This window comes from Terrabacter sp. R4-6 (assembly GCF_057529065.1).
The window spans coordinates 3412523-3434535 of the sequence record NZ_CP197224.1 but is presented as its reverse complement, the minus strand read 5'-3'; the positions used below and the strand labels follow the sequence as shown (position 1 = coordinate 3434535).

The 22013-nt window shown below is 72.4% G+C and carries 20 protein-coding genes and 1 pseudogene; 11 read left to right on the top strand and 10 right to left on the bottom strand.

What is annotated here, in order from left to right:
* The first annotated feature begins 113 nt into the window (after positions 1-113).
* The 4 genes from ACSSS0_RS16085 to ACSSS0_RS16070 all read left to right on the top strand — a co-directional run bounded on the left by ACSSS0_RS16085 (position 114) and on the right by ACSSS0_RS16070 (position 4876).
* The gene (locus tag ACSSS0_RS16085) at positions 114-944 is read left to right on the top strand and encodes a DUF72 domain-containing protein (RefSeq protein ID WP_487228776.1); all 831 of its coding nucleotides are present in this window, start codon (positions 114-116) and stop codon (positions 942-944) included.
* A gap of 150 nt (positions 945-1094) precedes the next feature.
* Positions 1095-1610, top strand: coding sequence for an OsmC family protein (locus tag ACSSS0_RS16080; protein WP_487228775.1), 516 nt, complete (start codon positions 1095-1097; stop codon positions 1608-1610).
* Between the two features lie 9 nt (positions 1611-1619).
* The gene (pta, locus tag ACSSS0_RS16075) at positions 1620-3722 is read left to right on the top strand and encodes a phosphate acetyltransferase (RefSeq protein WP_487228774.1); all 2103 of its coding nucleotides are present in this window, start codon (positions 1620-1622) and stop codon (positions 3720-3722) included.
* Positions 3719-4876 carry an acetate/propionate family kinase gene (locus ACSSS0_RS16070; protein WP_487228773.1) on the top strand — a complete coding sequence of 386 codons (1158 nt, stop codon included), beginning with the start codon at positions 3719-3721 and terminating at the stop codon, positions 4874-4876. Before pta ends, ACSSS0_RS16070 begins: the two co-directional genes overlap by 4 nt.
* A 64-nt stretch (positions 4877-4940) precedes the next feature.
* Here ACSSS0_RS16070 and ACSSS0_RS16065 read toward each other — a convergent pair whose 3' ends face one another.
* Together ACSSS0_RS16065 and ACSSS0_RS16060 are read right to left on the bottom strand one after the other, a co-directional pair.
* Complete coding sequence (locus tag ACSSS0_RS16065; protein ID WP_487228772.1) at positions 4941-5813, bottom strand: SDR family oxidoreductase; 873 nt, start codon at positions 5811-5813, stop codon at positions 4941-4943.
* 27 nt (positions 5814-5840) lie between these two features.
* Complete coding sequence (locus tag ACSSS0_RS16060; protein ID WP_487228771.1) at positions 5841-6398, bottom strand: hypothetical protein; 558 nt, start codon at positions 6396-6398, stop codon at positions 5841-5843.
* 141 nt (positions 6399-6539) lie between these two features.
* Here ACSSS0_RS16060 and ACSSS0_RS16055 point away from each other — a divergent pair, with 141 nt between their 5' ends.
* On the top strand, positions 6540-7763 hold the full coding sequence (locus tag ACSSS0_RS16055) for an AI-2E family transporter (protein WP_487228770.1): 1224 nt from the start codon (positions 6540-6542) through the stop codon (positions 7761-7763).
* A gap of 200 nt (positions 7764-7963) precedes the next feature.
* Here the strand turns inward: ACSSS0_RS16055 and ACSSS0_RS16050 are convergent, their stop codons facing one another.
* The 5 genes from ACSSS0_RS16050 to ACSSS0_RS16030 form a co-directional block, all read right to left on the bottom strand.
* Positions 7964-9070 carry a hypothetical protein gene (locus ACSSS0_RS16050; RefSeq protein ID WP_487228769.1) on the bottom strand — a complete coding sequence of 369 codons (1107 nt, stop codon included), beginning with the start codon at positions 9068-9070 and terminating at the stop codon, positions 7964-7966.
* Positions 9071-9140: 70 nt separating this feature from the next.
* Positions 9141-9779, bottom strand: coding sequence for a GNAT family N-acetyltransferase (locus ACSSS0_RS16045; RefSeq protein WP_435986963.1), 639 nt, complete (start codon positions 9777-9779; stop codon positions 9141-9143).
* Between the two features lie 69 nt (positions 9780-9848).
* The gene (locus ACSSS0_RS16040; protein WP_487231217.1) at positions 9849-10343 is read right to left on the bottom strand and encodes a MogA/MoaB family molybdenum cofactor biosynthesis protein; all 495 of its coding nucleotides are present in this window, start codon (positions 10341-10343) and stop codon (positions 9849-9851) included.
* A gap of 28 nt (positions 10344-10371) precedes the next feature.
* Complete coding sequence (moaC, locus tag ACSSS0_RS16035) at positions 10372-10905, bottom strand: cyclic pyranopterin monophosphate synthase MoaC (protein WP_487228768.1); 534 nt, start codon at positions 10903-10905, stop codon at positions 10372-10374.
* Positions 10905-13547 carry a UTP--glucose-1-phosphate uridylyltransferase gene (locus tag ACSSS0_RS16030; protein ID WP_487228767.1) on the bottom strand — a complete coding sequence of 881 codons (2643 nt, stop codon included), beginning with the start codon at positions 13545-13547 and terminating at the stop codon, positions 10905-10907. The genes moaC and ACSSS0_RS16030 overlap by 1 nt, the downstream gene beginning before the upstream one ends.
* 59 nt (positions 13548-13606) lie before the next feature.
* Here ACSSS0_RS16030 and ACSSS0_RS16025 point away from each other — a divergent pair, with 59 nt between their 5' ends.
* Complete coding sequence (locus ACSSS0_RS16025; protein WP_487228766.1) at positions 13607-14221, top strand: 5-formyltetrahydrofolate cyclo-ligase; 615 nt, start codon at positions 13607-13609, stop codon at positions 14219-14221.
* Between the two features lie 94 nt (positions 14222-14315).
* Here the strand turns inward: ACSSS0_RS16025 and ACSSS0_RS16020 are convergent, their stop codons facing one another.
* Positions 14316-16847 carry a penicillin acylase family protein gene (locus tag ACSSS0_RS16020; RefSeq protein ID WP_487231216.1) on the bottom strand — a complete coding sequence of 844 codons (2532 nt, stop codon included), beginning with the start codon at positions 16845-16847 and terminating at the stop codon, positions 14316-14318.
* A gap of 228 nt (positions 16848-17075) precedes the next feature.
* Here ACSSS0_RS16020 and ACSSS0_RS16015 point away from each other — a divergent pair, with 228 nt between their 5' ends.
* Positions 17076-18596 (top strand): potassium/proton antiporter, encoded by a 1521-nt coding sequence (locus ACSSS0_RS16015; RefSeq protein WP_487228765.1) that lies wholly within the window; start codon positions 17076-17078, stop codon positions 18594-18596.
* A 45-nt stretch (positions 18597-18641) separates the two neighbouring features.
* Positions 18642-18785 (top strand): annotated as a pseudogene (locus ACSSS0_RS16010) (FmdB family zinc ribbon protein); the annotation flags it as partial.
* Positions 18786-18799: 14 nt separating this feature from the next.
* Here ACSSS0_RS16010 and ACSSS0_RS16005 read toward each other — a convergent pair.
* Positions 18800-19042, bottom strand: coding sequence for a hypothetical protein (locus tag ACSSS0_RS16005; protein ID WP_487231232.1), 243 nt, complete (start codon positions 19040-19042; stop codon positions 18800-18802).
* A gap of 83 nt (positions 19043-19125) precedes the next feature.
* Between ACSSS0_RS16005 and ACSSS0_RS16000 the strand changes: the two genes are divergently transcribed.
* The 3 genes from ACSSS0_RS16000 (at position 19126) to mscL (ending at position 21239) form a co-directional block, all read left to right on the top strand.
* Positions 19126-20013, top strand: coding sequence for an S-methyl-5'-thioadenosine phosphorylase (locus ACSSS0_RS16000; protein WP_487228764.1), 888 nt, complete (start codon positions 19126-19128; stop codon positions 20011-20013).
* A gap of 188 nt (positions 20014-20201) precedes the next feature.
* Positions 20202-20714, top strand: a complete 513-nt coding sequence (locus ACSSS0_RS15995; protein ID WP_487228763.1) for an SAF domain-containing protein — start codon at positions 20202-20204, stop codon at positions 20712-20714.
* A 159-nt stretch (positions 20715-20873) separates the two neighbouring features.
* Positions 20874-21239, top strand: coding sequence for a large conductance mechanosensitive channel protein MscL (mscL, locus tag ACSSS0_RS15990; protein ID WP_487228762.1), 366 nt, complete (start codon positions 20874-20876; stop codon positions 21237-21239).
* A 335-nt stretch (positions 21240-21574) separates the two neighbouring features.
* Here mscL and ACSSS0_RS15985 read toward each other — a convergent pair whose 3' ends face one another.
* Entirely contained in the window at positions 21575-21997 is a 423-nt protein-coding gene (locus ACSSS0_RS15985; protein WP_487228761.1) for a tetratricopeptide repeat protein, read from the bottom strand.
* Positions 21998-22013: the final 16 nt, after the last annotated feature.

Here is a 22013-nt window from a genome sequence, read left to right as displayed (position 1 = left end):
GGCGCGTGGACCGGATGACACCCGTCCGCTCGGGGAGCCCGACGCCGGAAGGACGCCACAGGGTGCTCCGGTGGCCTCGGCGGTCGCGGACGCCTCGTGGGTAAGGGACGGGCATGCCTCACGCATGGATCGGCGTCTCCGGGTGGCGCTACCCGTCGTGGCGCGGCGACTTCTACCCCAAGGGTCTCCCCCAGCGGCTCGAGCTGACGTATGCGGCCGAGCGGATGACGTCGATCGAGGTGAACGGGTCCTTCTACTCCCTCCAGCGCCCGAGCTCGTATGCCGCGTGGCGGGCGGCCGTGCCCGCCGACGTCGTGCTCGCCGTCAAGGGTGGACGGTTCATCACCCACATGAAGTCCCTCCGCGACGTCGAGACCCCGCTCGCGAACTTCTTCGCGAGCGGGGTCCTCGCCCTCGGCGCCCAGCTCGGGCCGGTCCTCTGGCAGCTCCCGGAACGTCTGTCCTTCGACCGGGAGCGCCTGGCCCGGTTCTTCGAGCTGCTCCCACGCTCGACGGGCGAGGCCGCCCGGCTCGCGGCCGGCCACGACGACAAGCTCGCCGAGGACCGGGTGCTGACGACGTGCGACGTCGAGGCGCCGGTGCGCCACGCCCTCGAGCCGCGTCACGAGAGCTTCGAGTCCGACGAGGCGCGCGCCCTCTGTGCCGAGCACGGCGTGGCGCTCGTCGTCGCCGACAGCGCGGGCCGCTGGCCGGTGATGCGCGACGCGACGAGCGACTTCCGCTACGTGCGGCTGCACGGCGAGAGCGAGCTCTACGCGAGCGGCTACACCGACGCCTCGCTCGACCGATGGGCCGGCACGTGCCGGGACTGGCTCGACGAGGGCCACGACGTCCACGTCTACTTCGACAACGACGCCCGGGGTCACGCGCCGCACGACGCCGTCCGCCTCGTCCGGCGGCTCGGGCTGTCCACGGTCGCCTGAACCGGCTCACGCCGGTCGACGCGTCGCCGGTCGACGCGTCGCCGGTCGACGCGTCCGCCCGGCAGCCGGCCACCCGGGATACGGTGTCGTCACGAGAGTCGTCGGACGACGGGAGACAGCCATGACCGAGCACCACCCGGGTGAGGCGGCGTGAACCGCGACGAGCTGCGCGCCGCGCAGGAGCCGCTCAAGGCCCGCTACCGCGAGGACCCGGCCTCGGCCGTGCACCCGCTGTCGGCCAGCGCCGTCTTCGGCGAGCCCGTCACGGTCGAGGTGCGCACCGCGGCCGGGGCGGTCCGCGCCGGGCTCCACCCGGCGGCGGGCGGCGACGGGTCCGACGCGTGCTCCGGTGACATGCTCATGGAGGCCCTCGTCGCGTGCGCGGGGGTGACCCTCCACGCCGTCTCCGTGGCGTTCGGCGTCGACCTGCGCGACGTGGAGATCCGCGCCGAGTCGCGGTTCGACGCGCGCGGCACCCTCGGCGTGGACCGGACGGCACCGGTCGGGGTGCTGTCCCCCCGGGTCATCGCCGAGGTCTCGACGGACGCCGACGACACCACCCTGCAACGGCTCGCGACCGCGACCGAGCGCTACTGCGTCGTCGGCCAGTCGCTCCGGGAGCCACCGACGGTCGAGGTGCGGCGCCGCGAGCCCCGCGACCGCTAGGTTCGTGGCGTGAGCCGCAGCGTCTACGTCGCCTCCCCCGAGGGCCTCACGGGCAAGTCCGCCGTGGCCCTCGGCCTGCTCGACGCCCTGCTGCGCGAGGTCGGGTCGGTGGGTGTCTACCGCCCGCTGACGACGCTCGGCGGCACCGGTCCCGACGACGAGGTCGACCACATCGTCGAGATGCTCGTCAGCCAGCCCGGTGTCGAGCAGACCTACGAGGAGGCGCTGGGCGTCACGTACGCCCAGGCCCACGAGGACCCCGACGAGGCGCTGCACGTCATCGTCGAGCGGTTCGGGGCGCTGAGCGCGCGGTTCGAGGTCGTCATCGTCCTCGGCTCCGACTACACCGACGTCTCGACCGGCACCGAGCTGTCCTTCAACGCGCGGGTCGCCGCCAACCTCGGCTCGGCCGTCGTGCTCGTGGTGCACGGCCGCGACCGCACGCCCGACCAGATCCGCGTCGCCGCCGACAGCGCCATCACCGAGCTGCGCGCCAACCACGCGCAGACCGTCGCCGTCGTCGCCAACCGCGTCGACCCCGCCGACCTCGACGAGGTCCGTGAGGTGCTGGCGACGCTGCCCTTCCCCGTCACGGCCGCCATCCCCGAGAACGCGCTGCTCTCGGCACCGAGCTTCCGGGCGCTCGCCGACGCGATCGGGGCGCGGCTCGTCCTGGGCAGCGAGTCGTGGATGGACCGCGACAGCCTCGGCCTCGTCGTCGCCGCGATGAGCCTGCCCAATGTCCTCGCGCGCCTCGGGCCCGACGTCACGGTCATCGCGCCGAGCGATCGCACCGACCTCATCCCGGGCCTGATGCTCGCGCACCAGTCCGGCACCTTCCCGACGCTCGCCGGGATCATCCTCACCGGCGGCTACCCGATCCCCGAGACGATCGCGCGACTGTCGGCCGGTGTGCAGCAGGACCTCCCGATCGCCCTCACCGACGACGGGACCTTCCGCACGGCCGAGCGGCTCATGCAGGTGCGTGGCCCGATGACCAAGGGCTCGCGCAACAAGATCGAGACGGCGCGCCGCCTCTTCTCCGAGAGCGTCGACCAGGCAGCGCTGCTGACGGCCATCGACGTGTCGGCCTCCGAGGTGCGCACGCCCCTGATGTTCGAGTTCCAGCTCATGGAGCGGGCCCGTTCGGACCGCAGGCACATCGTGCTCCCCGAGAGCCAGGACGACCGCATCCTCGAGGCGGCCGACGTGCTGCTGCGCCGCGGGGTCGCCGAGCTGACGCTGCTCGGCAACGAGACGAAGGTGCGCGCCCGCGGGTCGGCCCTGGGCCTCGACCTCGACACCGCGGCGGTCGTCTCCCCCACCGACCCCGACCTCGTGGAGCGCTTCGCGCAGGAGTATGCCGCCGCGCGGGCCCATAAGGGCATGACCGTCGAGCGCGCCCGAGAGGTCGTCACCGACATCTCCTACTTCGGCACGATGATGGTCCACCTCGGTCTCGCCGACGGCATGGTGTCAGGCGCCGTCAACACGACGGCGCACACGATCCGTCCGGCGCTCGAGTTCGTCAAGACGGCCGACGGCGTCAAGACGGTCTCGAGCGTCTTCCTCATGTGCCTCGCCGACCGGGTCCTCGTCTACGGCGACTGCGCGGTGATCCCCGACCCGACCGCCGAGCAGCTCGCCGACATCGCGATCTCCTCGGCCCAGACCGCCCAGCAGTTCGGGATCGAGCCGAGGGTGGCGATGCTCTCCTACTCGACCGGCACCAGCGGGTCGGGTGCCGAGGTCGAGAAGGTCCGTGCCGCAACGGATCTCGTGTCCCGGCGGGCGCCGGACCTCGCGCTCGCCGGGCCGATCCAGTACGACGCCGCCATCGACCCCGTCGTCGGTCGGGCCAAGATGCCCGACTCCGACGTCGCCGGTCACGCGACGGTCTTCGTCTTCCCCGACCTCAACACCGGCAACAACACGTACAAGGCCGTGCAGCGCAGCGCGCACGCCGTCGCCGTCGGCCCGGTGCTCCAGGGCCTGCGCAAGCCGGTCAACGACCTCTCCCGCGGTGCGCTCGTCGACGACATCGTCAACACGGTCGCCATCACCGCCGTCCAGGCGCAGGGCACCTCGAAGCAGCAGGGAGAGCACCGGTGAGCGGTTCCACGGACGAGCGGCCCGTCCTCGTCCTCAACGCCGGGTCCTCGTCCCTGAAGTACCAGCTGCTCCTGCCCGAGACGGGTGAGGTGCGGGCCCGAGGACTCGTCGAACGGATCGGTGAGTCGGGAAGCGGCGTGGCCGACCACTCGGCCGCGCTCGAGGCGATGAGCACGCGCCTGCGCCACGACCGCATCGACCTCGACGAGGTGCCGCTGCGGGCCGTCGGCCACCGGGTCGTCCACGGCGGACCCGACTTCTCCGAGCCGGTCGTCATCGACGACGCCGTCCTGGACCGCATCCGTGACCTGAGCACGCTTGCGCCACTGCACAACCCGGCCGCCGTCATCGGGATCGAGGCTGCGCGGGAGCGCTACGACGTGCCCCACGTCGCCGTCTTCGACACGGCATACTTCTCGTCCCTGCCCGCCGAGGCATCGACGTATGCCGTGCCCCGCGACCTCGCCGCGAAGCACTCGATCCGCCGCTACGGCTTCCACGGCACGTCGCACCAGTACGTCGCGCAGGCCACGGCCGACCTGCTGGGCCGTCCGCTCGGTGACCTGCGTCAGGTGATCCTGCACCTCGGCAACGGCTGCTCGGCGTCCGCGGTGCGGGGCGGACGGGCCGTCGATACGTCGATGGGCCTGACGCCGCTGCAGGGGCTCGTCATGGGCACCCGCTCCGGTGACGTCGACCCCGGGCTGCACGCCTACCTCGCCCGGGAGGCGGGGCTATCGCTCGACGAGATCGACACGGTGCTCAACAAGAGGTCCGGGGTGCTGGGACTCAGCGGGGTCAACGACTTCCGCCAGCTGGAGCAACGGCTGGCCTCGGGCGACGCCGACGCTCGCCTCGCGTTCGACGTCGTCGTCCACCGGATCAAGCACTACGTCGGCGCCTATCTCGCGATCCTCGGCGGCATCGACGTGCTCGTCTTCACGGCCGGTGTCGGGGAGAACAGCATCTCGCTGCGGGCCGGCGTCACGGAGGGCCTCGAGGAGCTCGGGATCACGGTCGACCGGGCGCAGAACGCCGCCCGGTCCCAGCAGGCTCGCGTCATCTCACCCGAGGGGGCCAAGGTCGTCGTCGCCGTGGTGCCGACGAACGAGGAGCTCGCCATCGCCCGGCAGACGGCCGACCTCGTCGGCTGACGCTCGCGGCGGCCGCAGCCGGGCGGCCGCTCGAGGTGGTGCCGGCACCCGCACGGTGCCGCGATCAGCTCGGCGGGCGCTGGGCCTCGAGGTACTCGCGCAGCGAGGTCGGCCGGCGACCCGTCAGCCGCTCGACGTCGCGGCTGACGCCGTCGAGCTCACCCGCGGCGACGGCGGTGTAGGTCGACACCCACGCGTCCACCTGCCAGTCCGGTGCCCCGTAGACCGCGCGGGACGCGTACGCCTCCTCGACCGTCTCGTCGTGGAAGCGCACGTCGCGTCCGGTGACCTCGCTGATGACCGCAGCCATCTCCGTGAAGGTCAGCGCCTCGGGACCGGTCAGGTCGTAGGTCGCTCCGGCGTGCGACGCCGGGTCGACGAGAACGGTGACCGCGACGCGGGCGATGTCGTCGTGCGAGACCACCGCCGCCCGCCCGTCTCCTGCGGGACCGCGGACGACGCCCTCCTCGCCGACCATGTGGTCCATGAACTCGAGGTAGAGGTTGTCGCGCAGGAAGGTCCACGCCATGCCGGACGCGCGCAGGTGCTCCTCGGTGGCGGCGTGGTCACGGGCGAGCGTGAACGTCGCGTCCGGAGCGGCCCCGAAGAACGACACGTAGACGACGTGGCGCACGCCGGCCGCCGCGGCCGCGTCGACGAAGGCCCGGTGCTCGGCCAGGCGGTCCTCGTTCTCGGCGGCCGAGACCATGAAGAGGGTCTCGACGCCCTCGAGTGCGGCCCGCGCGGCGTCTGCGTCACGGTAGCTGCACCGAGCCGCGACGGAACCCGACAGCTCGGGCGCTCGCGACACGTCACGCACGAGCAGCCTCTGGGCGACGCCTCGGTCGGCGAGCTCCCGGGCGACGAGCCCACCGAGCCACCCGGTCGAGCCGGTGACGGCGAGGGTCGGTCGGGGGCTTGTGGCGTCTGTGCTCATGCTCCGAGCGTACGACCGGCGTCGACGTCAGGTCCGGCGCACGAGGCGCGACAGGTCGACACAGGAGACGCCGACCGTGGCCATGCGCCGTGTGATCGCCTCTCCCCCGTCACGGGGCACGACCAGCGAGGCACGCCCTCCCCGCCGCAAGGAGTCGGCCACCTCGTCGCGAGCCACGGCGAGCGACACCCAGTCCGCCAGCCAGCCGTCGACGGGAAGGTCGTCGGCGCGGTCGGCCGGGTCGAGCCTGCGGATCTCGGCGACGAACGCGCGGATCGCCTCGTCCTGGGCCGTGATCGCCGCAGCCCTGACCAGCGCCGGCGACCCGACGTCGACGGGACTGGCCGCCAGACCGGCCCGGAGCCGGCCACAGCCGGCGTCGACGGCGGCGACCACGTCGGGTCGGTCAATCAGCTCGATCCGGTCGTGGTTCGCATACATCACGAGGCCGATTCCCGAGATGATGACGACCGCGAGCAGCGCCGTCGCGGACACGAAGGCGACGACGGCTACGGGCCACGACCACCGCGCGCGCTGACGCACCGGCTGGCGCGGCGGGGGCATCTGCTCCCAGAACGTCGTCATGACGAGAGTGTCCCGACGGGACGTCGGGTCCATGAGCACACCAGCCCGGTGTTGCCCGATCGTGACGAACGACCCTCAGGACGTTCGCCCGTCGAGGGCTGCAAGGCACGCAAAGCCGGCGCGGCAGCATACGGTGTGGTCGTGACCGACAACCATGCCGACCCCTCTGGCACGCCCTCCGACGCGACCGTGCCCGTCCGCACCCACGAGGGCAGGGACACCCTGCAGACCGACACCCGCGACGAGACCGCGGACCTGCCCGGCATCGACGCGGCGGCCGTGCCACCCGGCATCCGGGTCGCGAGTGACTGGGCGTGGCGCCTGCTGCTCATCGGCGCCGCCATCTACCTGTTCTCGCTCGCGGTGCGCTCGGTCTCCGAGATCGTCGTGCCGGTGGCGATCGCCATCCTCCTGACCGCGCTGCTGCGGCCCGTCGCGACGTGGCTGCACCGTCGGATGAAGCCGGGAGCCGCCGCCGGCATCACGCTGCTCGGCACGATCCTGCTCATCGGGGCGCTCTTCACGCTCGTGGGCACGCAGTTCAGCAGCGGCTTCTCCGACCTGACGAGCCAGGTCGCCACCGGTCTCGAGCGCATCCGTGACTGGGTGCGCACGACCTTCCACATCACCGACGCGCAGTTCGACGAGTACTTCAACACGATCCGCGACAAGGTGAGCGAGTCGGGCAACCTCGGCGACACCGCGACGTCGGTCGGCCTCACGGCGACGCACTTCGTCGCCGGCCTGTTCATCGCGCTCTTCTCGCTCTTCTTCTTCCTCTACGAAGGACCGCGCATCTGGAGCTGGATCGTGCGGCTCTTCCCGCGCGCCACCCGCCCCCGGGTCAACTCCTCGGGCATCATCGCGTGGCACCAGCTGTCGGCGTTCGTGCGCGCGACGATGATCGTGGCCTTCGTCGACGCGGTCGGCATCTCGGTCGGCGCCGCGATCCTCAAGGTCCCCTTCGCCTTCGCGATCGGCATCCTCGTCTTCATCCTCGCGTTCATCCCGATCGTCGGAGCGCTGCTGTCGGGCGCCGTCGCCGTCCTGCTCGCGCTCGTCGCGCACGGCCCGGGCGTCGCGCTCATCATGCTCGCCGTCGTCATCGGCGTTCAGCAGCTCGAGTCGCACGTGCTCCAGCCCTTCCTGCTCGGCAAGGCCGTCAGCGTCCACCCGCTCGCGGTCATCCTCGCGATCGCGACCGGCTCGATCATCGCCGGCATCGTCGGCGCCCTCGTCGCCGTTCCCTTCGCCGCGGTGCTCAACGCCGTGGGCAAGCACCTCTTCAGCGACGAGACCGAGGGCGAGCTCGACCGGGAGATGGCGGCGTCGGCCGACGACGGCGGAGCCCCGGCCAACGCCTGACCCCGAGGTCGTATGCCGTCCGGCTGGGTCCCGCTCGTGAGCGCGGACCCGGCCGGACGCGTACCAAGGCCCGGCCGGCCCGCCGCGCGCCGCGGTCCCCAGACCGACGGTCCGAGTCCCGAACCGAAAGCCGTCTGCGCGCCGCGGCCCTCACACGGACCGCCTACGGGAGCCGGGAGCGAGCGGGGAGCGAGCCGGCGTTACTGGGAGACGGCGCGACGGGCGAAGAGGGCCCGGTCGTCGAGCTCCTCGGCCTCGTCGGCGAACTCGGGGGTGTCGAAGACGTCGGCCGGGATGCCCGACTCGGTGTAGCGCGGCTCGGCCTTGGCCTTGAGCGAGTAGGTCGGGCGCGGCACGGGGACGGGACTCCAGCTGCCCTCGGCGGGCTGCTCGACGGCCGCCACGGCGACCGGCACCTCACCGGTGACCGCCGCCTGGACGTCGAAGACGCCGGGCTCGACGTGCTGGGCGACGACGACCTGCGACTCCCGCGCGACCGCGACGCCCTCCGACGGCGTCGCCGCGCCGGTGCTGCGGATGATCTGCGTGTCGTCGCTCGAGAGGACCGGCACGTGGTGCGCCGCGTCCCGCGCGTCGTGGCGACGAGCGCGCCGGCGGCCGTGCGCGCGTCCCGCGGCGTCGGAGCCGGTGCGCAGGCGGTCGGCCTGGGCCTCGGCCCGCAGCCACACGAGCACGGCGGCGACGGTGAGCACGGCGAACGGGATCGAGATCCACATGAGGACGTCGGTGACCGTCAGCACGACGGAGACCGGCAGCCACGCGACCGCGACGAGAAGCAGCGCCGCTCGGAGACGGCGCTGCGCCAGCGGCACCCGGACGGGCGCCGGACCCGTTGGACGCGCGGGGCGTCGCTCGGCTCCGTGGCTCGTCGGGCGCGCTGACTCGGGCATGCGGTCCACCTCGGCGTAGGGGGCGATGTCGTGGTCGGTGTGGCTCGGGTCCGACGGTGCGCCCGAGGCGGCGAGCGAGGTCGCGAGGACCCGCTCGTCGGAGCGCCGGGCGACGAGCGGCGAGTGGCGGCGCGACGTGCCGGCCGGGACGGCCCGCTTCACGTCGACCGTGGGCCGGCCGGCGTTGGCGGGCTTGACGGCGTACGAGTGCGGCCGGGGGGTGCTCAGCGCGACGGTCGGCAGCGCGGGTCGCTTCTCGAGGACGCGCATGGCCTCGGAGAAGCCCTCGACCGACCGGGTCGCGGCTGCGTCCTCACGCCGGCGGGCCCAGTGCTGCACGAGATAGGCAGCCCAGATCGCCACGATGACGACGAAGATGAGGCTGCTGACTGGCACGTGACCCACGGTAGGACGCGGTTCGGTAACGGCCTCGCACATTCGAGGCGTGTCGCGCAAGAGGCTGGTGTTACACCTGTGACAGGCGAGCCGTGAGGGTCGAACCGGCCAGGTCCTCGGTCGTGACGGCGAAGGACCGGTGGTCACGCCACGCGCCGTCGATGTGGAGGAAGCGCTCTCGAACGCCCTCGTCGCGCAGGCCGAGCCGCTCGACGACGCGCAGCGAGGGCAGGTTGTCGAGCCGGATGTTGACCTCGACGCGGTGCAGCCCACCCGCGCCCAGCGCGTGGTCGACCGCCATCGCGAGGGCTCGGGTCGCGATGCCCTGCCCGGTGACGGACTCGTCGAGCCAGTAGCCGGCGGCGCCGGACTGCTGCGCCGCGCGGACGATCCCGAAGAGGTGGACCTGGCCCACGATGCGGCCGCCGACCTCGATGCACCACGGCATGGCGCGGTCGGCGCGCGCCTCGGTGTCGAGGTCGCGCACGAACTGCCGGAACGAGACCGGCGCCCGGGCCGGTGAGCCCGGCGGCAGGGTCGGCTCCCACGGCTGGACGTATGCCGCGTTGTCACGCCGCACGCGCTGCCAGTCGCGCTCGTCGTCCAGACGCAGGGGGCGCAGCACGATCGGCGGCTCGGACGAGCCGTCACGCAGGACGACGGGCCAGCGCGCCTGACCGTCCCGGTGCGGGCGCCACGGCATCCTCATGCGGCCGCTCCCCTCGACCTCGACCCAGGACGGATCACGCAGTGCCGCAGTCGGATCCGTGCCACCACGTCAGTGGTCACTGCCGGGGATCTGGTCGAGGGCGTGGCCCAGGACCGGCTCGAGCACGTCGAGCGCGTCGGCCACGCCGCCGCGCGACCCCGGGAGGTTGGCGACGAGGGTGCGCCCGGCGAGCCCGACGAGACCCCGCGAGAGCATCGCCGTCGGGACCCCCTTGGCGACGCCCGCCGCGCGGATCGCCTCGGCGACGCCGGGGACGATCCGGTCGAGCAGGGGGGCCGTCTGCTCGGGCGTCACGTCGTTCGGGGTGAGCCCGGTGCCGCCCGTCGTCAGCACGAGCTCGGGCTCGCTCGCGAGGACCTCGCGCAGCGCCAGGCCGAACTCGTCACCGTCTGCCACGACGACCGGCTCGCCCACCTCGAAGCCCCACGCGCGGAGCCGCTCGACGATGACGGGACCGGACCTGTCGGCGTAGACGCCGGCGGCGGCCCGCGTCGAGGACGTGACGACGACCGCGCGACGGCCCGCTCCCGGCCCCTCGGCCATGCCCTCGGCCATGCCCTCACCCCCGCCCTCACTCACGCCAGTCCCCCGACCGGCCACCGGACTTCGCCGTGACGCGCACGTCCGTGATGCGGCCGTGCTTGTCGACGGCCTTGACCATGTCGATGAGCGCGAGCGCGGCGACCGACACCGCGGTCAGGGCCTCCATCTCGATGCCCGTGCGGTCGGCGGTGCGCACCGTCGCCGTGATGTCGGCGCCGTCGTCGGCCACCGTCACGTCGACCTCGACGCCGTGCACGGCGATCGGGTGCGCGAGCGGGATGAGCTCGGGTGTGCGCTTGACGGCCTGGATGCCCGCGATCCGGGCGACCGCCAGGGCGTCGCCCTTGGGGACCTTCCCCGAGCGGAGCGCCGCGACGGCGTCGGCGCTGAGCAGCACGCGTCCGGCCGCGCTGGCCTCGCGCGCGGTCACGGCCTTGGCCGACACGTCGACCATGTGGGCGCTGCCGTCGGCCCGCACGTGCGTCAACGCCGGCCCCTCGGGCCGCACCGTCTCGGGCGGCGCTGTCTGGGGAGCCGCCGCCTCGGGCATCTCGTCGCTCATCACGACTCCTTGTCGAGGACGAGGACGTCGACGACCTCGCCGGCGACGAGCTCGGTCACGTCCTCGGGCACGACGAAAAGGGCGTTGGCCCGGGACAGGTCGGCCACGAAGTGCGAGCCCTGGCCCGCCACGGGGACGGCGACGAGCGTGCCCTCGGCCGACCGTGACACCACGGCACGGCCGAACTGGCGCCGGCCGCCGAAGGACTCGACGCCGGAGATGAGGGTCGCCGGCCGCAGCCGGCGCTTCTCGGGGGCCAGGCGCATGAGCCGGCGCAGCGCCGGCCGCACGAAGACCTCGAACGACACGAACGACGACACCGGGTTGCCGGGCAGGGCGAAGAGCGGCACCTGCTTGCCACCGGGTCCGGTCAGCAGGCCGTAGCCCTGGGGCTTGCCGGGCTGCATCGCGACCTTGACGAAGTCGATGCCCTCGTTGCGCAGGGCGCTCTTGACGACGTCGTAGGCGCCCATCGAGACGCCACCGCTCGTGATGACGACATCGGCCTCGGCGACGACCTCGTCGAGCACGGCGAGCAGCTCCTCGTCAGAGTCGCCGACGGCGGCCCGGATCTCGGCGGAGGCACCGGCGCCGACCGCGGCGGCCCAGAGCATCGACGAGTTGGAGTCGTGGATCTGACCTGGCTGCAAGGGTTTTCCGGGCTCGACGAGCTCGGCACCGGTCGACAGCACGACGACGTGCGGCCTCCGGTGGACCTCGACCTCGGCGTGCCCGCAGGCCGCGAGCAGCGCGATGGTGCGGGCGCCGACGACCTCGCCCGCCGAGACGATGACCTCGCCGGACGACACGTCCTCGCCCTGTGGACGGATGAAGCGACCGGGCGAGACCGCCACGCGACACTCCACCTCGCCCGTCGCGGCCGCGTCGGTGTCCTCGACGGCGATGACCGCGTCGGCACCCTCGGGGATCGGGGCGCCGGTCATGATCCGGGCCGCCTCGCCCACGCCGACCGTGAAGGTCGGGTAGGCCCCCGCGGCCACCTCGCCGACGATGCGCAACCGCACCGGGGACGTACCGGCGGACGCGAGCGACTCGGCGCGGACGGCATACCCGTCCATCGAGGAGTTGTCGAAGTGCGGGAGGTTGACCTTGGCACGGACGTCGCGGGCCACGACGAGGCCGAGGGCCTCGGTGAGCGGCGTCCACTCGGTCGGCGACGGCTCGAGCGTCGAGAGGATGGCCTTGAGGTGCTCGTCGACCGTGCGCACGTCGCCCGGCGTCGTGACGGGCGCCGGCGTGGGCGTCGGCAGCTCGCCGAGCACGGCGTCGTCGAGGACCCGGCGGTAGCCGTCGATGAGCACGTCGCCGACGCAGCGGACGTTGCGGCCGAAGACGGGGTCGCCGATGACCCGCAGGCTCGTGCAGTCGCGCATCGAGGGCACGCCCTTGGGGAAGCGCTGCTCGAAGCCGGACACGAAGCGGTAGGCCGAGTCGAGGTCGACGTAGGGCTCGGGCGCGTCGACGGTCGCGACGACGTGGTATCCCTCGTCGAGGGAGAAGAAGTCGGACCGGATGACGAGCAGGTCGTTCGTCGTCTTGACCGGCCGGAAGCGCGTGCGCGGCACGAGGATGGCCTCGGACCCCTCGAAAACCTCGATCGCCGTGCCCATCGCCGACTCCATCTGGATGACCTCGGGCGAGCTCGGGTCGGCGGGGTCGACGTTCTTGTGGTTGACGATGATCGGCAGGCCGAGGACGCCCTGCTTGGCCGTCATCCGCTCTCGCAGCACCTCGAGGTTGATCCACACGTTGTTGGCGTTGAAGGTGTTGTGGCGCTTGATGTCGCGGAAGTAGCGCTCCTCCCCCTCGGCCACCATCGCCGTGTCGCGCAGCACGATCCGGCCGTCGGACTTGCGCACCGCGAGGTGGCCGCCCTTGCGGTCGCTCTTCGTGCGCTTGCAGACCTCGGCGACGTAGGGCAGCCCGTGCTCGACCATCCACGCTGCGACGTCGGGGTCGCACGTCGCGCCGAGGTTGTCGGAGTTGGAGAGGAACGCGTAGCGGATCCCCTTCTCGAGCAAGGAGTCGAGCACGCCGGACGTCACGAGCGAGACGTAGATGTCGCCGTGGCCCGGGGGGCACCACTCGAGCTCGGGGTCGTCGGGCCACTTCACCGGCATGAGGTCGTCGGGGCGCAGCTTGGGCTCGGCGTTCTGGATGAAGTCGAGCGGCAGCCCGTCGACGGGCAGGTCCGGGTACTTCGCGAGGATCTTGAGCGACTCCTCCGACGTGCGGAAGGAGTTCATGAGCACGAGCGGGAGCTCGACGCCCCAGCGCTCGCGCAGGGCCAGCACCTGCAGCGCGATGATGTCGAGGAAGGTCAGGCCGTCCTTGACCTCGAGCGCCGACTTCGCGCCCGTCATGCCCATCCCGGTGCCGAGGCCGCCGTTGAGCTTGATGACCGCGGTGCGCGACAGCGCCTCGCGCGCCTCCGCGTCGGACACCTGCACCTCGCGGAGGGTCTGCACCTCGCCGAGCGGCTCGATGGACTCCTCGGGGATGGTGCCGAGGGCCCCGGCCTGCAGCTGCTCGTAGTAGTGCTCGAACACCCTGATCGCCTCGGGACCGAGGCCCCGGTCGCGCATCAGTGCGACGGACGCATGGAGCCCCTGGTCACTCATGGGCATCACCTTACGATGGGCCGCATGTGCGTCACCCGAGTGCGCGGAATGTGCCCCCCGTGAGCGGCCTGGGCAAGCGTGACCTGCGTCACGCGGCACGGGCCCGGCGGCGCGAGATCGCTGCGCACCTGACCCCGGCTGCGCGCGACGCTGCCGCGTCGGCGATCGCCGAGGCCGTGCTCCGCTTCGTGCCCGACCCGTCCCGGGTGGCCGTCTACGAGTCCCTCCCGGACGAGCCGCCGACCGGCCGCCTCGTCGAGGCCCTCCTCGCGGCGGGCCACGAGGTCATCGTGCCCGTCGTGCAGGGTGACTTCTCGCTCGAGTGGAGGTATGCCGTCCCGGGCGCCTCGGGCGACCACGCCACCGTGCGCCGCCCCGGCCACGGCGGCCACGCACCGGACGCCGACGACCGGCGGGGCTGGCTCGGCACCGACGCCCTCGCCACGTGCGACCTCGTCGTCACCCCCGGGCTCTCCGTCGACGCCCACGGCACCCGGCTCGGTCAGGGCGGCGGCTGCTACGACCGCGCGCTGCTCCACCGCGACCCGGCCACCCCCGTCGTCACCCTGCTCCACGAGGGCGAGCAGAGCGACACCGACCTCCCGGCCGACGCGCACGACCTGCCGGTCGACGGCTACGTCACGACGACCGGTCGCGTCGTTCGGCTGCGCTGACGCGCCGACGCACCGACGCGCCGACCACGGGGGCCCGGCACACGGCATACGCCATCGGGCCACGGGCCCCGGGACGCGCCGCGAACCGCGGTTGCTACGGGGTGGAGGTCGACGACGGCGGCACGAGCGTCAGCTCGTCGTCGGTCGCGTCGCGCACCGCCGTCGCGCTGAACGGCCACGCGAAGGTCTCGTTGGCCGCCCACGCGTCGACCTGGTCGGAGTAGTGGTCGTCGTAGGCGTGGCCCGACTGCCCGGTCGAGTTGACCCAGCGGGACGCGTCGAGATTGCCGAGGTCGACGACCATGCGCATCGACGGGCCGCTCGTCACGTCGTAGCCGGGCTTCGAGGCGTTCCACGCGTTGGCGTTGACGATGGAGTTGCCGCCGCCGAGCTCGATGTCGTCGCGGTTGAAGAGGTTCTGGACGAGCTCGGGCACGCCGTCGGCGCCCATGACCTGGTGCGTGAGGTCAAGCGAGTGCAGGCGGCCCCAGCGCCACGTGGCCGGCACCTTGCCGAGCTCACGGGCGAGGTCGAGACGGGCCTCGACGAGCGCCCGCTTGAGGATCTCACCGGACCCCTCCGTGACGCCGGGCGTCGTCTTGTCGTCCCACCAGTCGTTCTTCGGGTCCTTGAGCAGCTGCTCCATGACGACCATCCACCGGCTGCCGCCGTCGGCCGCGATGTCGGGCGGCAGCTCGTCGAAGGTGAACTCGAGCAGGTGCTTCCACACCGCGTTGTAGTACGCCGCAGACGCGGAGTCGCGGGTCTTGTCGTTGGGCTGGCTGCCGTCCCAGTCGCGCAGCAGGCGCTGGGCCTGGGCGGTGAAGTCGTCGACCTGCACGGCGAGGAGGCGCTCGACGAGGCCCGGGGCGTACGTGTTGCGGGTGTCGCCCTGGATCTGCGACATCGTCTCTGGCGAGACCTTCGGCGTCGCCGAGAGCAGCGTGCGGATGCGCTGGGCCCGGAAGCCGTAGTCCCACTCGGACGTGAGGAAGGGGGTCGGGCTCGCGGTGACCGCCTGGTTGGCCGTGACGAGGAAGCCCTCGGCCGGGTCGAAGGCGTGGGGCAGGTCCTCGAAGGCGACGTAGCCCTTCCAGTCCCACTGCGAGTCCCAGCCGGGCGACGGCCAGAAGCCCGGGGGCGAGCCCGGCGTCGCCGAGCGACGGACCGGGATCTTGCCGGGCGCCTGGTAGCCGATGTGACCGGCGGTGTCGGCATAGACGAGGTTCTGGGACGGCACCGAGAAGAGGGCCGCAGCCTTGCGGAAGTCCGCCCAGTTCGTGGCCTTGTTGAGGGCGAAGATCGCGTCGGCCGTCGTGCCCGGGGTCAGCGCGGTCCACGCGAGCGACACGGCATACCGGTTGGACTGCGGCGCCCCGCGCACGACGCTGCGGTCGCCCGCGGCGTCGATGGCCGGGACGACGTCCGACAGGATCGGGCCGTGCACCGTCGAACGCACCGTCAGCGGCACGTCCGCGCCGCCGGCGACCTTGATGGTCTCCTCCCGCTTGACGATCCGCGCGTTGAGGCCGTCGCGCAGGTAGGAGTCGCCCGAGACCTGCTCGAGGTAGAAGTCGGTGACGTCCGGGCCGAGGTTGGTCATGCCCCAGGCCACCTTGTCGTTGTGGCCGATGACGACGCCGGGCAGCCCCGAGAAGGCGAAACCCGAGACCTGGAACGGGCAGGCCGCGCTCAGGGTGCGGCACTGGAGGTTGACCTGGCCCCAGATGCCGGGGATCGACAGGGCGAGGTGCGGGTCGTTGGCGAGCAGCGGCTTGCCCGTCGTCGTGCGTGAGCCCGAGACGACCCACGAGTTCGAGCCGATGCCGTCACCCCGGCCGAGGCTCGACGGGACCGTGTTGACCGACGCGAGCGCCGAGTCGATGGCGGCGTTGCCGTCCTCCGAGCGCATCGCCGTCAGGGCCGTCGGCTCGGGGCTCGCCGCCTGCTCGCTCTCCGACGCCGGCTGCCAGTCCTGCTCCGACAGGATCGGCTGGTTGCGGTCGACGGGATACGGCGGGTAGAGCAGGTTGATCTGCTTGAGGGAGCGCGTCGTGCGCGAGAGGCGCGCGCGGGCGAGCTCGTCGTTGTAGTCGCCGCGCAGGTCCCAGGCCATCGCCTTGAGCCACGAGAGCGAGTCGACGGGCGTCCACGGCTCGACGCGGTAGCCGGGGTTGCGGCGCGCGAGCACGGTGTACTCGAGCGACATCTTCTCGGGCGTCTCGGCCTTCTTGATGTACGCGTTGACGCCGTCGGCGTACGCCTGGAGGTACTGCCGGGTCTCGGGCGCGAGCTTGGGCAGCTCCTGCTCGGCGACGCGGCGCCAGCCCATCGTGCGGATGACCTTGTCCTTGTCGATGCCGGCGCTGCCGACGAGCTCGGAGAGGCGGCCGGCCGTGACGTGGCGGCGCAGGTCCATCTCGAAGAAGCGGTCCTGGGCGCTGACGAAGCCCTGCGCCCGGAAGAGGTCGTTCGCGTTGTCGGCGTAGATCGTGGGGACGCCCTGGGCGTCGCGATGCACGGACACCGAGCTCGTCAGGCCCTCGATCTCGAGCTGTCCGGAGGTCTCGGGGAACGACTGCCGCACCACCCCGATCGCCAGGATCCCGACGCCGACCACCGCCATGACGACGAGGACGGCGACGAGCAGGACGATCCGACGGGCGCGCTTCAACCGTGACACGCGACGAGCCTAGGCCACGGCGGAGAGCGCAGCTCGCAGCCCGTGCGGGGCCGCGCCACATCGTTGCCGAACCGACGACAAACGCACTGGACCCGCGGGCCACGCCCGCGGACCGCTCCACGGGAGCCGGCGCCGGGATGGTTGGATTGGCCCACACCTGAGGAGCTGCCGTTGACCGCACTCGCGAGCATCACGTCGTCGACCATGGACCTCGACGACCTGACGCGTGTGCTCCTGATCGGCTCGCTCGTGCTCCTCGTGGCCGTCGCGGCCGTGCGTCTGTCGGTCCGCTCGGGCCTGCCCTCGCTGCTCATCTACCTGGGCATCGGGCTGGCGCTCGGCAACGCCGGCGCCGGCATCCAGTTCGACGACGCGTCGATCACGCGGGTCCTCGGCTACGCCGCGCTCGTGCTCATCCTCGCCGAGGGCGGCCTGACGACGTCGTGGTCGAACATCAAGGACTCGGTGGCCCCGGCCGCGGTGCTCTCGACGGTCGGGGTCGTCGTGTCGGTGCTCGTCGTGGCCGTGGCCGCGCACGCCTTCCTCCCGCTGTCGTGGACGATCTCGCTCCTCATGGGCGCCATCGTCACCTCGACCGACGCCGCCGCCGTCTTCGCCGTGCTGCGCAACGTGCCGCTGCCCAAGCGGCTGTCCGGGATGCTCGAGGCGGAGTCGGGCTTCAACGACGCCCCCGTCGTCATCCTCGTCGTCGCCTTCGCCGCCCAGGGGGTGCCGGGCGGCGAGGCCGACCCGTGGTGGGTGCTGCTCCTGCACGCCGCCCTCGAGCTCGCGGGGGGCGCGCTCGTCGGGGTGGCCGTGGGCTGGCTCGGCGGCCAGGTGCTGCACCGCGTGGCAGGCGCGTCGTCCGCCCTCTTCTCCATCGGTGTCGTCGCGCTCACCGTGCTCGCGTATGCCGTCGGCGCCGCGATCCACGTCTCGGGCTTCCTCGCCACCTACCTCTCGGCCCTCGTGCTCGGCAACATGGGTCTGCCCAACCGGGTGGCGTTCCAGAGCTTCGCCACCGCGCTCGGGTGGATCGCGCAGATCGGGCTCTTCGTGCTGCTCGGTCTGCTCGCCGACCCCACCCGCCTCGACGAACAGCTCGTGCCGGCGATCGTCATCGGCCTCGTGCTGCTCCTCGTCGCCCGCCCCTTGTCGGTGGTCGCCTCGGTGTCGTGGTTCAGGGTGCCCTGGCGCGACCAGGTCTTCCTGTCGTGGGCCGGCCTGCGCGGCGCGGTGCCGGTCGTGCTCGCGACCGTGCCGCTCGTCGTCGGGACCCCCGACACGGAGTGGATCTTCGACCTCGTCTTCATGCTCGTCGTCATCTTCACGATCGTGCAGGCGCCGTCGCTGCCCTGGGTGGCCAGGCGGCTCGGGCTCACCGAGCAGGTGCACTCCGTCGACGTCGACCTCGAGTCGACCTCCCTCATGGAGATCAGCGCCGACGTCATCCAGGTGACGGTCGGCGCCGAGTCGCGGCTGCACGGGGTCGCCGTCTTCGAGCTGCGCCTGCCCAAGGGCGCCAACGTCACGCTGGTCGTGCGCGGTGGCGAGGGGTTCGTGCCCGAGCGGCACACGACGATCCGCCACGGCGACCGGCTGCTCGTCGTCACGACCTCGAAGGTCAAGCAGCGCACCGAGCGGCGCATCCGCGAGATCAGCCGCGGCGGGCGCCTCGCCGGCTGGCCGTAGACTGACCCTCGGTCATCTTCCGCTCCCGACGTCCGAGGTTCACCTGTGCCCACCTACTCCTACGCGTGCCAAGAGTGCGGCCACGCCTTCGACATCCGCCAGTCGTTCACCGACGACTCCCTGACGGTGTGCCCGGAGTGCGGCGAGCCTCGGCTGCGCAAGGTGATCCACCCGGTCGGCATCGCCTTCAAGGGCTCGGGCTTCTACAAGACCGACTCGCGTGCGGCGTCCAAGAGTGCCTCGACGCCGGCCGCCTCCGACGGTGCGGGCTCGGGAGAGAAGAAGAAGGACGGCGGCTCGTCGTCGACCTCGTCGTCCTCCGACTCGTCTGGCGGCTCGTCGGGCGGCTCGTCGGGCGGCTCGTCAGGCGGCTCCGGCACGTCGACGCCGTCGAAGACCGCGTCCACCTCGTCTGGGACGGGGTCGACGTCCGGCTCGTCGTCCACAGCCTCCTGATCTCGGGGGACGTTGTCCCCACCCGAGGGCGTATGCCGTCCGGCGGGCCGGGTGCCCGCCCTAGGCTCCTCGCATGACGACTGAGCAGACGACCCTGTCCGACCCCGCCGTCCCGGGCGCGCCCGGCGAGCCCCTCGACGGTCCGCGCGCCGAGATCGGCGTCATCGGCGGGTCCGGCCTCTACGAGTTCCTCGACGACTACGAGACCGTCGACGTCGAGACCCCGTTCGGGCGCCCGAGCGAACCCCTCGTCATCGGTGAGGTCGAGGGCCGCAGCGTCGCCTTCGTCGCTCGACACGGCAAGGACCACCGCTTCGCGCCGCACCGCGTCAACTACCGCGCGAACCTCTGGGCTCTGCGGGCAGTCGGCGTCCGCCAGATCCTCTCCCCCTGTGCGGTCGGGTCGCTCAGGCCCGAGCACGGGCCGGGCACCATCGTCGTGCCCGACCAGGTCGTGGACCGGACGTGGGGTCGGGCCCACACGATCTACAAGGCCGAGGGGCCCGTCGTCCACGTCGGGTTCGCCGACCCGTACTGCCCCAACGGCCGCCAGGTCGCCGTCGACGCGGCCCGGCTCTCGGCGCTCGAGGTCGTCACCGACGGCACTCTCGTCGTGGTCAACGGGCCGCGGTTCTCCTCCCGCGCGGAGTCGCTCATGCACCAGCGAGCCGGGTTCGGCATCGTCGGCATGACGACGATGCCCGAGGCGGCCCTGGCCCGCGAGCTGGCCATGTGCTTCACGACGATCGCCATGGTCACCGACCTCGACGCCGGCGTCGAGGGCGGCGACGCCGTCACGCACGAGGAGGTGCTGCGGGTCTTCGCGACCAACGTCGAGCACCTCACCTCGATCCTGCGTGACGCGATCGGCCAGATGCCCGCCCACGAGCCCGACGCGACGGCAACCTGCCCGTGCCGCCGAAGCCTCGACGGCCTCGAGCTGCCCTTCCCGCTCCCCTGATCATGGCCGGCGGGCGGTGGGGATCCTCGTGGCGTCGCGAGCGGGGCCGGGCGGCGTGGCCCGACGGTCCCCGGCGACGCCGGGCCCGGCGCGCGCGCTGGCGACGGTGGGCTGCGGCGGGCCTCGCCGCGCTGGCGGTGCTCGTCACGGTCGCTGCCCTGCGCCCCACGCCCGCCGGAGGTGCGGGCGTGCCGACCGTCGTCATGGCCCGGGACGTCGCGGCCGGCCAGACGATCGGGTCCGACGACGTCGCGCTCAGTGCCCGCCCGGACGGGCAGCGGCCCGTGACGGCGCTGTCGAGGGTGGAGGAGGTGGTGGGCCGGTCCGCCGCCGCTCCCCTCTCGGCCCGAGAGGTCGTGACGCCGGAGCGTCTCGTCGGGCGCGACCTGCTCGCGGGCCAGCCCGCCGGCCGCGTGGCCCTCAGTGTCCCCGTCCTCGACGCCGCCTCGGTCGGGGTCCGACCGGGTGACCACGTCGACCTCTACGCCACCGGATCCGGCACGCGGGCCGCGACCGACGTCGTCGTCCTCACCGTCCGCGCTCCGGAGGAGTCGACCGGACTCGGCTCGGGCGCGCCTGCGCGAGTGACCCTGGCTCTCGACCCGACACAGGCCGCCGAGGTGGCGCGGGGCCTCAGCGCTCTCGAGGCCGGTCAGAGTCTGGTCGTCGCCGTCCGCCGCGGGTCGGGACCAGCGCAGTAGGCTTCGGGATGCCCGGAGTGTCGCCTCACGCGCCACTCTCGTCGCAGCGTCGCACACGGGCCGCAGGCTCAGCAGACAGGCAGGACGCTCGGGGGCGGGTCGCGATCCGACCCCGAGGCATCGAGATCACCCCGTCCGGGGGCACAGAAAGGGACGCGCATGATCAAGGGTTTCAAGGACTTCCTGATGCGGGGCAACGTCGTCGACCTCGCGGTCGCCGTCGTCATCGGCACCGCGTTCGCCAAGGTGGTGGACGCCTTCGTCAAGGTCATCATGGACCTGCTCGGCAAGCTCGGTGGCACCCCGAACTTCTCCGACTACAGGCCCGGCGGGGTCGCGTTAGGCGCGTTCCTCACAGCGTTGATCAGCTTCGTCATCGTGGCCGCCGCGGTCTACTTCATCGTCGTCGTCCCGATGAACCACCTCGCCGAGCGACGCAAGGCGGGTGTCGAGCCCGAGCCCGAGGCCCCCTCCGAGGAGGTCATCCTCCTCACCGAGATCCGCGACAGCCTCCGCGCCCGCTGATCCTCGACACGAACCGAAGTGCCCACTCGACCATCAGGTCGAGTGGGCACTTTCGTACACCCCCAGGGCCAAGCGGCCCCGTCCCGGTACCGAAGTGCCCACTCGACCCCCACGTCGAGTGGGCACCTTCGTACGCCCCCAGGGCCAAGCGGCCCCGTCCCGGTACCGAAGTGCCCACTCGACCCCCACGTCGAGTGGCCTCCCCGCACCACCCGTCACATGTGACGACGGGGCCACTCGAGGGTGGGCGCACCCGTCTCGTGTGACGACGGGGCCACTCGAGGGTGGGTGCACACGTCCCGTGTGACGACGGGGCCACTCGACGGGGTGGCGGGTCAGGCGGGGTCGGTGGGACCAGTGACGCCGGTGGCGCTGCCGTAGGCCTCGGGGCGCTCGTAGTCGCCGAGCACCTCGGCGAGGGCGAGCGGACGCGCGGCCTCGGCGTGCCGACCCGCACGCTGAAGCGTGCGGCCGAGCAGCAGGTGCGCGTAGGAGTCGGTCGGCGACTGCTCGATGACCTCGTTGAGGGTCGCCTCGGCCCGTCCGAGCTGGGCCGACTGGAAGTAGGCGCGGGCCAGCATGAGCCGCAGGTCCGTGACGGAGTGGAGCACGCCGTCGTCGACGGCCCCGGCCGTGCGCGACGACTCGACCTCGTCGACGAGCTCGGCCAGGGCGCTCGCGGCGGCCACGTGGTCACCTCGCTCGAAGAGACCCTGGGCCCAGGAGAGGCGCAGCGAGAACGGTGTCGTCGTGTTCATGAGGCCCACAACGCCG

Coding starts and splice junctions, on each gene's coding strand:
- ACSSS0_RS16085 (WP_487228776.1), top strand. CDS start 114: ATGCCTCACGCATGGATCGGCGTCTCCGGGTGGCGCTACCCGTCGTGG.
- ACSSS0_RS16065 (WP_487228772.1), bottom strand. CDS start 5,813: ATGAGCACAGACGCCACAAGCCCCCGACCGACCCTCGCCGTCACCGGC.
- ACSSS0_RS16060 (WP_487228771.1), bottom strand. CDS start 6,398: ATGACGACGTTCTGGGAGCAGATGCCCCCGCCGCGCCAGCCGGTGCGT.
- ACSSS0_RS16045 (WP_435986963.1), bottom strand. CDS start 9,779: ATGAGGATGCCGTGGCGCCCGCACCGGGACGGTCAGGCGCGCTGGCCC.
- ACSSS0_RS16040 (WP_487231217.1), bottom strand. CDS start 10,343: ATGGCCGAGGGGCCGGGAGCGGGCCGTCGCGCGGTCGTCGTCACGTCC.
- moaC (WP_487228768.1), bottom strand. CDS start 10,905: ATGAGCGACGAGATGCCCGAGGCGGCGGCTCCCCAGACAGCGCCGCCC.
- ACSSS0_RS16030 (WP_487228767.1), bottom strand. CDS start 13,547: ATGAGTGACCAGGGGCTCCATGCGTCCGTCGCACTGATGCGCGACCGG.
- ACSSS0_RS16020 (WP_487231216.1), bottom strand. CDS start 16,847: ATGGCGGTGGTCGGCGTCGGGATCCTGGCGATCGGGGTGGTGCGGCAG.
- ACSSS0_RS16000 (WP_487228764.1), top strand. CDS start 19,126: ATGACGACTGAGCAGACGACCCTGTCCGACCCCGCCGTCCCGGGCGCG.
- mscL (WP_487228762.1), top strand. CDS start 20,874: ATGATCAAGGGTTTCAAGGACTTCCTGATGCGGGGCAACGTCGTCGAC.
- ACSSS0_RS15985 (WP_487228761.1), bottom strand. CDS start 21,997: ATGAACACGACGACACCGTTCTCGCTGCGCCTCTCCTGGGCCCAGGGT.